General features: G+C 61.9%; 14 protein-coding genes. 3 read left to right on the top strand and 11 right to left on the bottom strand.

Features of this window, described 5'->3' with window-relative positions:
* Window positions 1-161 precede the first annotated feature (161 nt).
* Genes B0G83_RS14885 through B0G83_RS14860 form a run of 6 tightly spaced genes read right to left on the bottom strand, consistent with a single transcriptional unit; the run spans window position 162 to window position 7,599 of the window.
* A complete protein-coding gene (locus B0G83_RS14885; RefSeq protein WP_105508171.1) occupies window positions 162-2,087 on the bottom strand; it encodes a CocE/NonD family hydrolase in 1,926 nt (641 codons plus the stop codon).
* Window positions 2,084-3,700, bottom strand: coding sequence for an ABC transporter substrate-binding protein (locus B0G83_RS14880; protein WP_105508170.1), 1,617 nt, complete (start codon window positions 3,698-3,700; stop codon window positions 2,084-2,086). The genes B0G83_RS14885 and B0G83_RS14880 overlap by 4 nt, the downstream gene beginning before the upstream one ends.
* Window positions 3,697-4,740, bottom strand: a complete 1,044-nt coding sequence (locus tag B0G83_RS14875; protein WP_219849021.1) for an ABC transporter ATP-binding protein — start codon at window positions 4,738-4,740, stop codon at window positions 3,697-3,699. The genes B0G83_RS14880 and B0G83_RS14875 overlap by 4 nt, the downstream gene beginning before the upstream one ends.
* A complete protein-coding gene (locus B0G83_RS14870; RefSeq protein WP_105508169.1) occupies window positions 4,737-5,714 on the bottom strand; it encodes an ABC transporter ATP-binding protein in 978 nt (325 codons plus the stop codon). The genes B0G83_RS14875 and B0G83_RS14870 overlap by 4 nt, the downstream gene beginning before the upstream one ends.
* 8 nt (window positions 5,715-5,722) lie before the next feature.
* Window positions 5,723-6,631, bottom strand: a complete 909-nt coding sequence (locus tag B0G83_RS14865) for an ABC transporter permease (protein ID WP_105508168.1) — start codon at window positions 6,629-6,631, stop codon at window positions 5,723-5,725.
* The gene (locus tag B0G83_RS14860) at window positions 6,628-7,599 is read right to left on the bottom strand and encodes an ABC transporter permease (protein WP_105508167.1); all 972 of its coding nucleotides are present in this window, start codon (window positions 7,597-7,599) and stop codon (window positions 6,628-6,630) included. The genes B0G83_RS14865 and B0G83_RS14860 overlap by 4 nt, the downstream gene beginning before the upstream one ends.
* A 145-nt stretch (window positions 7,600-7,744) precedes the next feature.
* Between B0G83_RS14860 and B0G83_RS14855 the strand changes: the two genes are divergently transcribed.
* On the top strand, window positions 7,745-8,650 hold the full coding sequence (locus B0G83_RS14855) for a LysR family transcriptional regulator (protein ID WP_105508166.1): 906 nt from the start codon (window positions 7,745-7,747) through the stop codon (window positions 8,648-8,650).
* Window positions 8,651-8,780: 130 nt separating this feature from the next.
* Here B0G83_RS14855 and B0G83_RS14850 read toward each other — a convergent pair whose 3' ends face one another.
* Window positions 8,781-10,196, bottom strand: coding sequence for an ISNCY family transposase (locus tag B0G83_RS14850; RefSeq protein ID WP_105508165.1), 1,416 nt, complete (start codon window positions 10,194-10,196; stop codon window positions 8,781-8,783).
* A gap of 285 nt (window positions 10,197-10,481) precedes the next feature.
* Here B0G83_RS14850 and B0G83_RS14845 point away from each other — a divergent pair, with 285 nt between their 5' ends.
* Both B0G83_RS14845 and B0G83_RS14840 read left to right on the top strand, forming a co-directional pair.
* On the top strand, window positions 10,482-10,985 hold the full coding sequence (locus tag B0G83_RS14845; protein ID WP_258167899.1) for an IS21 family transposase: 504 nt from the start codon (window positions 10,482-10,484) through the stop codon (window positions 10,983-10,985).
* Window positions 10,986-11,083: 98 nt separating this feature from the next.
* Complete coding sequence (locus tag B0G83_RS14840) at window positions 11,084-12,175, top strand: glycosyltransferase family 9 protein (protein WP_181156882.1); 1,092 nt, start codon at window positions 11,084-11,086, stop codon at window positions 12,173-12,175.
* A gap of 67 nt (window positions 12,176-12,242) precedes the next feature.
* Here B0G83_RS14840 and B0G83_RS14835 read toward each other — a convergent pair whose 3' ends face one another.
* The 4 genes from B0G83_RS14835 to B0G83_RS14820 form a co-directional block, all read right to left on the bottom strand.
* Window positions 12,243-12,593, bottom strand: coding sequence for a BrnA antitoxin family protein (locus B0G83_RS14835; protein WP_105508162.1), 351 nt, complete (start codon window positions 12,591-12,593; stop codon window positions 12,243-12,245).
* A complete protein-coding gene (locus tag B0G83_RS14830; protein ID WP_105508161.1) occupies window positions 12,577-12,846 on the bottom strand; it encodes a BrnT family toxin in 270 nt (89 codons plus the stop codon). The genes B0G83_RS14835 and B0G83_RS14830 overlap by 17 nt, the downstream gene beginning before the upstream one ends.
* Before the next feature lie 117 nt (window positions 12,847-12,963).
* Window positions 12,964-13,167 carry a hypothetical protein gene (locus B0G83_RS14825; RefSeq protein WP_105508160.1) on the bottom strand — a complete coding sequence of 68 codons (204 nt, stop codon included), beginning with the start codon at window positions 13,165-13,167 and terminating at the stop codon, window positions 12,964-12,966.
* Window positions 13,164-13,706, bottom strand: coding sequence for a hypothetical protein (locus B0G83_RS14820; protein ID WP_258167898.1), 543 nt, complete (start codon window positions 13,704-13,706; stop codon window positions 13,164-13,166). Before B0G83_RS14820 ends, B0G83_RS14825 begins: the two co-directional genes overlap by 4 nt.
* Between the last annotated feature and the right edge of the window lie 19 nt (window positions 13,707-13,725).

Here is a 13,725-nt window from a genome sequence, read left to right as displayed (position 1 = left end):
ATGCGACGAAAGCGGCGGAACTCGTCCTGGCGTGGATCGGCTACCGTCGTTCGCGGAATTTCGGGCGTAAAAGGTCCCCGGACGCCGCGTGGAACGCGGCGCCTGATTCATTGAAATGGAGTGCTTAAGCGGCTGCTTTCAGGCGCGCCGCGACGGCGTTGCTAACCGGTTGCGCGCGCATCCGCCGCGCTGGGCCGCATGGCTTCCATGGATGCCACGTTGACCAGCGGTAACAGCACGTGCGACGCACGGCCGTCGCCGAGATGCACGCTATTCACCGCGACGCGCGCGGCACGTGCGGTTGCCGGCGATTCGCCGCTATTCGGATTCACGTCGAAGTGCGGAAAATTGCTGCTCGAAATATCGAGGCGAATACGATGGCCGCGCCGGAACAGATTCGCGGTCGCGAACGGTTCGATGGTGATCTCGTAGACACGGTGTGCTTCCAGCGTGCGCCGCTCGGCCCATGACTCGTGAAAGCGGCAGCGAAAGATACCGTCGGTCAGATTCATTGCAAAGCCTTGCGGATAGTCGTCGTTCGGCGGATAGAGGTCGATCAGTTTCGCGGTGAAGTCGGTGTCGGGCGCATCGGACGACACCCACAACTTCACCGCGATCGGCCCCGCCACCGCAACGTCTTCGTCGAGTACGTCAGTCTGGAACACGAGTACGTCGGGGCGCGCCGACAGCGGCATGCCAGGATCGCGCGTGCCGAAGAAGCGTGCGTCCTCGCGCTGGTCGAACGCGCCGCCCTCGAACACCGGCGCGCCGGAGGTCAGCGCGCCGCCGATCGTCGGCACGGGATTCGCCGGGTCGAATGAGTAGGCAATCGAGTCGGTCCTCGCATGTTTCGCTTCGTGCGAGTCCGATAGGGTTCCCTGTGCGCCGAAATAGAACGGCACGAATCGCGTGCCCGGCAGCGGCCATTGCGACGACTGGATCCAGCGTCCGCCGTGCTCCATGCGTCCCGCCGCGTTGCGCTTGCCGCTGCCGCCGCCCATCAGGAAGATGCGGGCCACCGGCGCGTCGCTGCGGGTGGGTTCGTCGTTCGATTGCAGCCAGCGGTCGAACCAGTTCACACGAAATTCGAGCCAGTCCGCGGCGATCTGACCTTCGATGATCGCGTCGGCGCCGAAATCGACGTCGCCGCTAAAGGGCGTGTTCCGGTCGCCGTGCAGCCATGGACCCATGATGAGATGCGCGGGCGTGGCGGGATTGCCGGAGAACGCGGCGAAGTTGTCAAGCGTGCTGCGGACGTAGGCGTCGTACCAGCTCGACATGAACACGGTCGGCACACGCGTCATCGTGGGGTAATAACCTTCGGCGTAGATGCCCGACTGCTTCCAGTAGTCGTCGAAGACGTCGTGCGTCCATTGCTCGAACAGATAGCGCTCGTATTCGGGCACCGGCGCGAGCGGCGAATGGCCGGGTTGCCACGGCATCCGCGAGAACCACTGGCGCAGATCGGTGGCGTCCAGCGCTGCCGCGACGAGCGCGCTGTCTCGCGCGGCGGCGCTGTTCTTCGCGCGATTGAAGGCCCAGGTGGCCTGTTTCAACTCGAACGCACCGCCCTGGCGGATGCCGCAGTGATAGCCGTTCGCGAAGCCGCCGGAGTCGACCACCATGCACGCGAGTCCCGGCGGATTCAGGCACGCGGCGGCCAATTGCGTGTGCGCGGCGTAGGAGAGTCCCATCGTTCCGATCCTGCCGTTCGACCACGGCTGCCGCGTGATCCATTCGATCGTGTCGAAACCGTCCGGACCTTCCGAGACATATTTGATGAACACCCCTTCCGATTCGAAGCGGCCGCGGCAATCCTGAAACACCACGATATAGCCGTGCGCGGCGAAGTAGCGCGCGATGTCCGCCTTGTTCGCGGGCGGCGCGCCGCGATGGGTTTCGGCGCGCGACACTTCGGTTTTGCCGTACGGCGTGCGTTCGAGAATCACGGGAAGCGGTTGATCGATACCGACGCGGTAGCCGTTGGGGAAATAAACGTCGGTGGCGAGGCGCACGCCGTCGCGCATCGCTACCATCAGATCGGCGAGTTGCGCCACCGCCGGGCTGGGAGAAGAAGTGTGGGTCATGGTTGGATATCGATAAGGAGCAGCGAAGTGCGTTCTGCTTTGTTCGCGTGGAAGACTATTCCGCGGCGCGTTGCCCAGAAGTCGATCGGGAAATAGAGCGGCACGATGCCGTAGTCGCCGAAGCCGGTCCGTGCCGCCTGTTCGAGCAGCGCATTGCGGCGAGAGGGGTCGAACGTCGTGGCCGCTTCGCGCAGCAGACGGTCGAGGGCGGGGTTCGAATAACGGGTGCGGTTGAACGCGCCCGTGCCGGCTTCCCGCGAATAGCTTTCGAGCACGTTAGTGAGGGCGATTGCGGAGTCGCCCGTCGAATTGCCGAAGCTGAAAACGAACGCGCTGTAGCTGCCTCGCGCCGCCGCGCCGGCATAGACGTTGTAGGGCTGGGTGACCACGTTGTCCACCGCGATACCGCCGCGTGCCAGCATCTGGCCGATTGCCTGTCCCAGATCGCTGTCGCTCGCGAAGCGATCGTTCGACGAGTGGATGGTGAGCCCGAAGCCGTTTGGATAACCCGCCTCGGCAAGCAGTCGTCGGGCGCCTACCGGGTCGTAGCGATCCGGCTGCAACTGGGCGTCATAGCCGCCCATGCCCGGCGGCACGATTTGCGCAGCGGGCAACCCGGCGCCGTTCAGCAGGTGTTTCGTGATTGCCTCGCGATCGATCATCTTCGAGATCGCTTCACGCACGCGCACGTCGCGCAGCGGATTGCGGGCGATCGTCGTGCCGTTCACCGCATGCACGAACGGCGACGTGTCGCGTGAGGAATCGAGTGCGAGATAGATCAGCCGCGCGGACGGACCCGAGAACAACGACACGTTTTGATCGCGCTTAAGACGGTCGATCGTAATGGGCGGGACGTTGTCGATCAGATCGACCGAGCCGGACAGCAGCGCCGACAGCCGCGCGGCGTCGTTGGAGACGAAGCGGATCGTGCAGGCATCGAACGCGGGGCGCTTGCCCCAGTAGTTATCGTTGCGCACGAGTTCGAGTCGGTCGCCAGGCACCCAGCGTTTCAGGCGATAAGGTCCAGTGCCGACCGCAACGGCGGGCGAGCGGTAGTCGTTGCTGGCGTGGCCGGCACTCGCGCGCTGGGATTCGATGTAGACCAAGCCGATCTGCTCGACGAAAGCCGGCGACGGCGTTTGCGTGACGATTCGCAGCGTCAGCGGGTCGACGATATCGATGCGCGCGATGTTCGCCACCGCGCCTGAAAACGGCGCGGGACTGTTCGGCACCGAGCGCGCGCGGCGCAGCGAATACGCCACGTCGTTGGCGGTCATCGGCGAGCCGTCGGAGAAGCGCACGTTCGGGCGCAGATGGAATTCCCACGTCGTCGGATCGACCGCGCGCCACGATACGGCGAGGCCGGGGCGCACCTGCAGGTTGACGTCCTGATCGATCAGCCGCTCGAACATGTTCTCGGCGGTTTGCATATTGTTTTGCGTGCGCGAGAACAGCGGATCGAGCGACGACGGTTCCGAGGCTAGCGCGATCGTCAACGACCGCGCCTGGGCGGTAGCGGTGACGCCCGACCAACCCAGCGCGAAGGCGAGCGTCAGCGCGGCGGCACGCCGTGCGCCGCGACGGCGCAAGAGCAGGAGTGGGGACGCGCTCATCGCACCTCCACCAGATGACATGCCACCTGATGACCTGCGCCAGTGGCGCGCAACAGGGGTTTCTCGGTCCTGCAGCGCTGCGTGGCGGATGGACAGCGCGGATGAAAATGACAGCCTTCGGGCGGGCTGAGCGGTGAGGGGATTTCGCCGCGAATCGATTCGAACTGGCGCTTGCGGTTCGACAACCGCGGCACTTGTGCGAGCAGCGCGATGGTGTACGGGTGTTGCGGGTTCGCGAACAGTTCGACGGTCGGCGCGATTTCCACGATCCGGCCGAGATACATGATCGCAACGCGGTCGCTGATGTGTTCGACCACGCCCAGGTCGTGGCTGATGAACAGATAGGTGAGCCCGAGATCGTTGCGCAGGTCGATGAAGAGATTGATGATTTGCGCCTGGATCGATACGTCGAGCGCGGCAATCGATTCGTCGCAGATCAGAAAATCCGGCTTGACCGCGAGGGCGCGGCCGATGCCGACACGCTGACGCTGGCCGCCGGAAAACTGGTGCGGAAAGCGGTCGCGGAAATCGGGATTCAGGCCGACGCGCTCCATGACGTCCACCACATAAGCGTCCAGTTGCTTGCGTTCAACGATACCGTGCGCGAGCGGCGCTTCGCCGATAATGTCCCGCACCCGCTTGCGTGGATTTAGCGACGACAGCGGGTCCTGGAAGATCATTTGCGTGGCGAGCCGATGACGCGGCAGGCGGCGTGCGGCGTGAGCCTCGCTACGTGTACTGTCGGGCGAGCGCGGCCCGGCGTTCTTCTCCGTGGTCACGATCGAGCCGCTCGAAGGCGGCACGATGCCGGCCAGCATGCGGCCGAGCGTGGATTTACCGCAGCCGGATTCGCCGACGAGTCCGACTACTTCGCCGCGATGAATCGTCAGATCGACGCAGTCGACCGCATGGACGGTCTGCGCCTCGACACGCGCACCGAGCACACGAGCCAGGCGCTCCGCGTAATTCAACCGGCGGACGAAACGCCGCGATACCTGATCGGCTTCGATCAGCGGCGTCATCAGATAGGGTGCATTCATGCCTGCGCTCCGGTGCGCGGATAAAAACAGCGGTACTTGTGCGTGGGTGTGCCGGTCACGGGCGGCTCGGCGCTGCGGCACAACGACGTGGCGTACGCGCAGCGCGGCGCGAATGTGCAGCCGGCCGGCAACTTGAGTGCGCTCGGCGCCACCCCGGGAATTTGCCGTAGCGGTTCGCCACGTCTGGCTTTCTCCGGCACGGAATCGACGAGCCCGATCGTGTACGGATGGCGAGGATGGTCGAGAATCGTATCGACGTCGCCGGTTTCGACGATCCGGCCCGCGTACATCACGCACACCCGATCGGCAAGTCCCGCGACTACCGCGAGATCGTGACTGACCCAGACCATGGCGGTGCGCGAACGCGCGCACAGCTTTTGCATTTCCGCGAGAATCTGCGCCTGGATCGTGACGTCGAGCGCGGTCGTCGGTTCGTCGGCGATGATCAGTTCGGGATCGTGCAACAGCGCAATCGCGATGGCGACGCGCTGGCGCATGCCGCCCGACAACTGATGCGGATAGGCCGACAGCCGCTCGTCCGGCGAAGGAATGCCGACCGACGCGAGGGCGTCGCGCGAACGCTCGCGCGCGGCGCGTTTCGAGACCTTCGCATGCGCGACCACGGCTTCGATCATTTGCGTGTCGATCCGCAACACGGGGTTCAACGTCATCATCGGATCCTGGAAGATCATGGCGATGCGATTGCCGCGTAGCTGGCGTAGCGATTCGGGGGTGAGGGTGGTCAGGTCGTTGCCTTTGAACAGCACGCGGCCGCTGACAATGCGTCCGGGTGCGTCGATCAGGCCGAGCACCGAGAAGCCCGTGATCGACTTGCCCGAGCCGGATTCACCGACGAGACCGACGATCTCGCCGGCCTCGACGTCGAAGCTCACGTCGTTGACGGCTTTCGCCACGCCGGCAGCGGTGAAGAAATGCGTGCACAGGTTCTGCACGGACAGGGTGGGTGATGACATGCGGCGTCCTATTTCTGCAAGCGGGGATTCAGCGCTTCGCGCACGCGGTCGCCGACGATATTCATGCTGAACACGAGCACGAGCAGCAGCAAACCGGGAAACACGCTGATCCAGTAGAAGCCCGCGATCAACTGCTGATAGCCGTTGGCGATCAACAGGCCGAGCGACGGCTGCGTGACCGGCAGACCGATGCCCAGAAAGCTCAACGTGGCTTCGGTGGAAATGGCCGCGGCGATCTGTACGAGCGCGATGACGATGACCGGCGGCAGGCAGTTCGGCAGCAGCTGGCTGAAGAGGGCGCGCCGATGGCTGAGGCCGAGACACAGCGCGGCTTCCATATATTCCTTGCGACGCTCGACCGCGGCGACCGAGCGGACGGTCCGGGCGAAATACGCCCATTGCACGATCACGAGCGCGAGGATGACCTTGCCGACGCCCTGGCCGAGAATCGCCAGCGTCATCAGCGCGACGAGTATCGTCGGGAAGCCGAGCATCAGATCGACGGCGCGCATGATGAGCGTGTCGACGCGGCGCCCGAAGTAGGCGGCGACGAGGCCGAGCGTGGTGCCGAGCGCCATCGCGAACAGGCCGCTCGTCAGGCCCACGCCAAGGCTGATTCGAAGGCCGTACATCATTGCCGCGAGCATGTCGCGGCCGAGCGCGTCGCTACCGAGCAGATACAGATGACCGCTCGCACCGCGCGCGCCGGGCGGCAAGCGGCCATCGACGAGATTGAGCGCGGCGAGGTCATAGGGGTTTTGTGGCGCGATCCACGGCGCGAACAACGCGACGATCACCAGCGCGAGACAGACACAGGTGGCCACGGCAACGGCCGGATTGCCGAACAGGCTGCGCAGTACGATGCCGGTCGTGGTATTGCGATCGGGACGCCACGCGAAAGCGGTTGCGACTCTCATGCTGCCTCCAGTCGCACGCGCGGATCAAGCAGCGAATAGACGATATCGACGAGCAGATTGAGCAGCGTAAACATTGCAACGACGATCAGCAGATACGCGACGATCACCGGGCGATCGAGCTTCGTAATGCTGTCGATGATGAGCTTGCCCACCCCCGGCCACGCGAAAATGGTTTCGGTCACCGTGGCGAACGCGATCAGGGAACCGAACTCCATGCCGACCACCGTCACGATGGGAATCATGATGTTCTTCAGCACGTGAACGAAAATCACGCGCCGCTCTCGCAGGCCTTTGGCACGGGCGAATTTCACATAGTCGAGCGGCAGCGTTTCGCGCACACCGGCACGCGTGAGGCGCGTCACCAGCGACATCTTGAAGAGCGACAGATTGAGCGCGGGCAGCAGTAGATGCCGCAGACCGTCCCACGTCGCGAGACTCGTGTGGATGCCGAGCAGCACGCCCTGTTGGCCGCGTCCGGCCGACGGCAGCCATCCGAGCGTCACCGAAAAGATCAGCACGAGCATGATGCCTTGCCAGAAGTTCGGCAGACTGAAGCCGAGAATCGATCCGGTCATCACCGCGCGATCGAGCGGCGAGCCGGCCTTCAGTCCCGCGAGCAGACCGAGCGGCAGGCCGACGAGCAACGCCAGGATCAGCGCCACGAACGCGAGTTCGAGCGTGGCGGGCAGACGTTCGAAAATCAACTGGATAGACGGTTGATTGAACACGAACGAGCGGCCGAGGTCGCCGTGCAACGCTCGTCCGACGAACTGCAGATACTGTTGCCACATCGGTTTGTCGAGGCCAAGCGAGCTGACGGCCTGGGCGACTTCGGCGGGCGTGGCATCCGCGGGCACCAGGATCGCGATCGGGTCGCCGATCGCGAACACGCCGCAAAAGACCAGTACCGATGTCAGTATCAGCACGCCCAGGCTCTGGACCAGCCGCCGGATGATGAAAGCTATCATTGCTTCTAAGACCTCGAATGATGAAAATGCGCTGCGACGCCAGCGATGAAACAGCCCCGAGCCGGGGCAATGGCGTGATAGTTCGTCGGCAAAAACATCTCCGCAACCTTATGCCGATCCGACATACCTCTATGCGTAATCTGAAATGAACCTCAAACAACTCGAAGCTTTTGCGGCGATTTCCTCGCTGCGTACGACGACGGCTGCCGCGCAGAGACTCGGCGTGTCGCAATCGGCGGTGAGCCGTCTGTTGGGGCAGCTCGAAGAGGATATGGGTTTGAGCCTGTTCGTGCGTGAGCAGGGCCGTCTCACGCCGACACGCGAAGGGGATGCGCTATTGCAGGACGTGGAGACGATTGTCGAGGCGGCACGGTGCCTGGAGCGGCACGCTCATCAACTGCGATTCGCGGGCACGCGCCGCAAGCTGGTACGCGTGATGGTGCCGAATACGTTCGCGCAGTTTCTGCTGCCGGCCGTGGTCGAGCGGTTCTATGAGACGCATCGTGACGCGGTGCTGGAAGTCTTTGCCGGCAACTACGACGCGTCGGAGCGCGCGCTGCTGAGCCGCGAGGTCGATCTGGCCTTTGTGCGCCTACCGACGCGGCTGCCCGGGATCGCGACGAAATGGGAATTTGACGGCGAGTCGGTCTGCGTCATGCCGCGCGAGCATCCGCTCGCCGGCCATGCGAACGTAGGACCGGCCGATCTGGACGGGGTGCCGCTTGTGCTGTTGTGGCGCCAGAGCACGCTGCGTCTCGACATCGACTCCGCGTTTCGCAGCGCGCGGGTAAAGCCTAACGTGGTGGCGGAAGTTCACTCGGTGAGTGTCGCGTGTGCGATGGCGGCACGTGGTATCGGCATAGCGATTGTCAATCGGCTCATTGCGGAAAGCTGCAATAGGCAAGATTTCGTGATGCGCCCGTTTGTTCCGACCATTCGATTTTCGACGGCAATCGCCTGGTTGGAATCCGAGCCGCTCAGCGGTGCGTGCGATGCATTTGGCGCGTGCCTTGCCCGCGCGGTGGAGGAGCTTGGGCGGAATGCTATTTAGCGGGGTTTTGGGGGCGGTGGTTTTGCTTGCGTATTTGGCAGATAGATTCAAAACAAATAATGTCAAGGCTGGTTTTAAATGTCCGGGTTGGGACTTTTTAGAAATGTCCGGTTCTGAGGTTCAGAAATATCTATGTTGGAGGGCTTTTAAGCACCGAGCCAACCCGCATTCCGGCAGTTCCCAGAATCGCTTCATTCAACTGCTCCCGGGTCAGTTCGCGCTGCTTGCGGGTGCCCACCTTTCGCTCCTTCGACCGTGGCGCTTCACCCTGATTGGTCCGCGATGGCGAGCCCGACGCCCGCCGGTCATCACGCTGCGACTGGATCACCTGGGCAAGTTGCAGTGTGTGTCCCAGCCGCTTGTTATCGACCACTGCCGCCTGATCAATCTCCGAGAGCCGGTCGTACGGCACACAGGGCAGGGCAGCGCCATTCACCCTGATCTCGATGCGTCCGTCCGGATACTCGAACACGTCCAGATAGTTGTGAATGAGGCGGCGGTTTGCCACCGTGTCTTCCAGCAGGTAGATCACGCGGTCGTACTGCACCGTCAACACCTTCGACACGCGCCGCGGTACACGAACCGTCAGGATCAGATCAAGATCGTCGTCGGCACGCAGCGGCCGGTGTGCATCGAATGTGCTCCTGGGCACCTTGCCGAACCGGCCGTTGAAGTCAGCGATGAAGTGGGGCGCATAAGCATTGGCCGCCTCCTTCGTGCTGATGCCGCGTAGCCGCAACTCCTTCACGAGGCGATCCTGCAACGTCAGATTGGCGCGCTCGACGCGCCCCTTCGCCTGGCTGCTGTTGGCACAGAACGTATCCACATTCAGCTCGTACAGCGCCCGGCCAAACTGCGTCACGCCCTTGCCAGGTGTCACGGAATGGCTGTTGCAGTGAAACACGCTCGCGCGGTCGCTGTACAGCGCCACCGGCTTGCCATGCTGTTCCAGATAACCGCGCATCGCCTCGAAGTAGCTGAAGGTCGATTCGGTCGCCGTAAAATGCAGCGCCATCAGCCGGCCCGTTGCATCATCGATGAACACCAGCAGCGTGCACGCCGGCGCGCGTTCCTCAAACCAGCGGTGATCGCTGCCGTCGATCTGCACCAGTTCGCCCAGACACGCGCGCCGGTTTCGCGGCTGATGGACCTTCGGCGGCCGCTGTTTGCGTGGAACCCATAGCCCGGCATCCCGCATCCAGCGCCGCACGGTTTCCTTCGCCAGCACCACGCCATGACATTCGGCCAGCTTCTCGCACGCCAGCGTTGGCCCAAAATCGGCATAGCGTTCGCGCACCAGCGCCATGGCTCGCGCCCGCAGATCCACCGGCAGTTCGCGATTGCCGGGCTGCCCACGCCGCGCCGAAACGAGCCCGGCCGGTCCAGCGGCTTCGTAGCGCCGCACCAGCCGGCTGACCTGACGCTCGCACAGCTGCAGCCGTTCAGCCGCCTGTACGATGGTCAGGCGGCGCTGGACGACCGCCTCGATGATCTTCACGCGCTCGAGCTCGTGCATGCTGATCGTGATGAATCCACGTCCGTTCATGGTCAGGCTCCGGGCGGGCTGGGATGTCGCAGCATGCGCCACCGCAGCCCGCCCGGAGCAGGAAACCGGACAGTTCTAATGAGCCAGAACCGGACATTTCTAAAAAGCCCTGACAAAAACAATGTTGATAATTTATCTTATGTCAAATGAACTTGCTAACCGCTTCACCTCGATACTTACAATCTGTAGCGGTTTTTGCACGATTGTAATGTTTACGTTAGTTTACGCGCCCTTCAGACTTTCAGCGGGGATTGCCAGTTGTCCGCAGAGCAACGACACGGCTGTGTGCTTGAGTTTCTGGAGCTGACCGGCGGCCTTACGATCGCCGCAATCGCCCGAAAACTCCGCTGCTGCTCGCGGACTATCCGCAACTACGTTGCCGGCCGCTCGCCAATTCCCTGGCATCGCATCGAAATGCTTCGCCTGCTCGCGCTGGAAAGCGGCGCGACTCTTACCAACTCCACCAGCCCGACGCGGCAGGACAAAAGTCCGGTCGTCGCCAACATTGATCCCGATCCCGCAGCGCCCGACGTGCCGCCAGCCGAAATGCTCGCATGGGTCGGCATTCACGCGCCGCATTTCCTGTCGAGCAAACGCAGCTTCGCGCTTTACGTGCGCGGCTGGAATGTGGTGGACAAAATCCGCCGTGCGAAGCGTGAAGGCACATTTGCATCGGTGCTTGAGCGCTGGCATGCGCTGGCGGTTGAATTGCCGCGTATGTGGCGCGCCGGGAGGCTATTCGCCGGTGCAGACCCACCAGCCTATGTGCATCAAGAACCGGCACGTTGAGAGGCGCTGGATCGATGCCGTTCAGCTTGCGTGCCGTCTTCGCTATAATCGTCTTATCATTACAAATACATAACAATAACTTTCATCCGGGGAAGTCAATGGCAGGCATCAGCCGCAAAACATTCAAGACCAGGCTGTCAATTCCGCAAGCTTTATCCGTATCGAGCATTAAACGCAACGCGCTAATGCTTTTGAGCGGACAGCAGCTTTTGATCGCAAGCGATGCGCCTCAGACCACGCGCAAACTCTTGTGGTATTACGACTGGGCCACGATCGGCGATGCCATCATGGACCTGTCTCAGAGGTTCCTTATTGACCCGCGCATATCCATCGACTTATGTATGCCGCACGGTCCAATAGAGCTGTTTATCGACGACGAGTGTTTCCGGCGCGTGTCGCGTTCGCTTGATGATTGCGACGCGCGATACGACATGGTGATTGTTCAGAGTTTGTCGACGAAAACCATTTTCAAGAAGCTTCAATACCATCCGTTCACGCCGTGGCTGTCAATCATGGCTCATCGGCGGGACGAGCGGTTTTCGAGGATACAGCTCGCTTATGAACAGATCGCGCGCGTCTTCAAACCGCGTGAAGCTGGCCCGATCGAACCCGCATTGACAATTCCGACTCAAGGCACGCGGCAATCGCGGCCGTTCACCATTTCGGTCGCAGTGGGCGGCGGCGACAAACGTCGCAGATACGAAAATTGGCCTGAGCTGATTCGCCTGATTACTTCGAGCTGGCCGAAGCGGATCGCACGTCCGAGCTTCGTCCTGATTGGTGCAGGCGAGACGGCACGCGAGACTGTCCAGGCGGTTTGCGAGCTGCCGGAATGCGGTCACGTCGAGTCATACGTAGACCTTCCAAATGTCGCCGCTGCGGCCGAGCTGATACAGCAGAGTTCGTTTTTTGTCGGCGCGGATGGAGGACTGATGCACATCGCCGCGGCTTTGGGCAAACCCGGCGTTGCGATCTTTTGTGAAATAAAACCTGAGTGGCGACTGCACTCAAACTCAAAGATCCGTCCTGTTTTTTCGGAGCGCGATATCAACAGCATTGCTGTCGCGAGAGTCGCCAGCGAGGTGACAAGCTATTGTCGCGAACTTGCGCGGGAAACAGGCGAGGTTCGTTCGACGCGGCGACGCGTGTTGTCAAACTTGCGCCAGTCAAAGAACATGGCGGCGGAATAACCGCCCTCACCCACGCGCAAAAAAAGCCTGCACTTAGCAGGCTTTTTTGTGTTCCACGCGTTTGGCATCATCGACCACGAATCATACCGTGAGAGCTGGCCCACTCGCGAAGGGCATCGTTCATGCGCGATTGCCACCCGTCGCCGGTGCCTTTAAACGCGTCGATAAGGTCAGGATCGAGTCGGATCGTCGTGCGGACCTTGTGTTGGTCGATCGGTGTCGCCGGCCGGCCGCGACGCTTGAGCAATGCTTCCGCTGCCGGCTTGCCAACCAACGCCGGCAGCGCTTCGCGCGCAGGACGCATGCGCTTCAATTGCGCCTCGGTAAGCGGCAGATTGTCCGCATCGCTCGCAGCCGCCTTGGTGAGTGCCGCATCTTCCGCAGCGTCGGGGATATGAAATTTACGCTTCGTTGACATATTTAAGCACCTCTCTACGGTTTGCCTTGCGCAGACTGATTGCACGCAGCGTTTCGCCGCGCATGGTGAAGGACAGCGAATAGATTCGATCGCCGATGGGGCCGAGAGCATTGAACCGTTTTTCGGCGTAGTCGAATCGGTCATCAGGCCACACAAGCGCCGCTTCCATTTCGAATTCTTCAGCCATCGCCAGCGACACGCCGTGTTTGCCTTGGTTGGTTTGGTCTTTGACCGGGTCGAATTCGATTTGCATGTGATTATTGTATGCACAAAAAACCCTTGTTGCAAGATATTTTTGTGCATACAATAAAGCCGGTACGAAACCGGCTCTAGTCGCCTACCCGGCGCCCTTGCGAAAGTGCCATTGCGGTCAGGCAGGCGGATTGCGCTCCTTTAGGAGTTTGCGCATCCGCCTGTTATCGAGAATCAGCGCGACGAAAACGATGACGAGCAATATCTCGGTTGCATAGGTTCCCGCCGCCACAGAAAACAGCCACGCGAGAGCCGCGCATCCCACTGCGACCGCGATCAGTGCGGCCCGGTCAACCCACCATTCTTTCGAGCCAACTTTCATTGCACGCCCACCGCTTGCAGCCGACCGGCCGGGATGATTGCTTTTTTCACGAACGCGATTCGGCCAGGCGCGCCGACCGTGAAAATTTCGGGGTTTGTTTGCATGACAAAAAGCGTTTGGGCAGAAACACGAATGCCAGTGTCGAATGTGAATTTCTGAACGCCCTTCGCGGTCGCGTTCGGCGTCGAGCCACAATCGAGATATGCGTCGGTGGCGACCATCAGACTGCCGACAGCGGCGCCGAGCCAGAAGGATGCATAGATCGCCCCGAAAGCGAGTAGTTTTTCACTCGTTGTCGTCGCTCCGATGATTTCACCAATCGATGCAGTCTTGCCCAGCTTCTCCGCAGCGGCCACCATTGCGCCGACACGGGCGAGCACATTGGCGGGCGCCGTGGAAATGCTCGAAGGAACGTCAAGCCCGAGGGCGTCCATGTTGTCTTTAAAGGCCTTGTAGAAACCCACTCCCGTGCATGCTATCGGCATCGCATTCGCTCCCATTTGAATGGCCGCACCGGCCGCGCAATTTGCGGCATTCATGCGGTATGCATGTCCGGTC

The organism is Paraburkholderia sp. BL21I4N1 (genome assembly GCF_002973525.1).
GTDB lineage: Bacteria > Pseudomonadota > Gammaproteobacteria > Burkholderiales > Burkholderiaceae > Paraburkholderia.
Note: the sequence above shows the minus strand (reverse complement) of the source record. Positions and strands in the feature narration are given on the sequence as shown.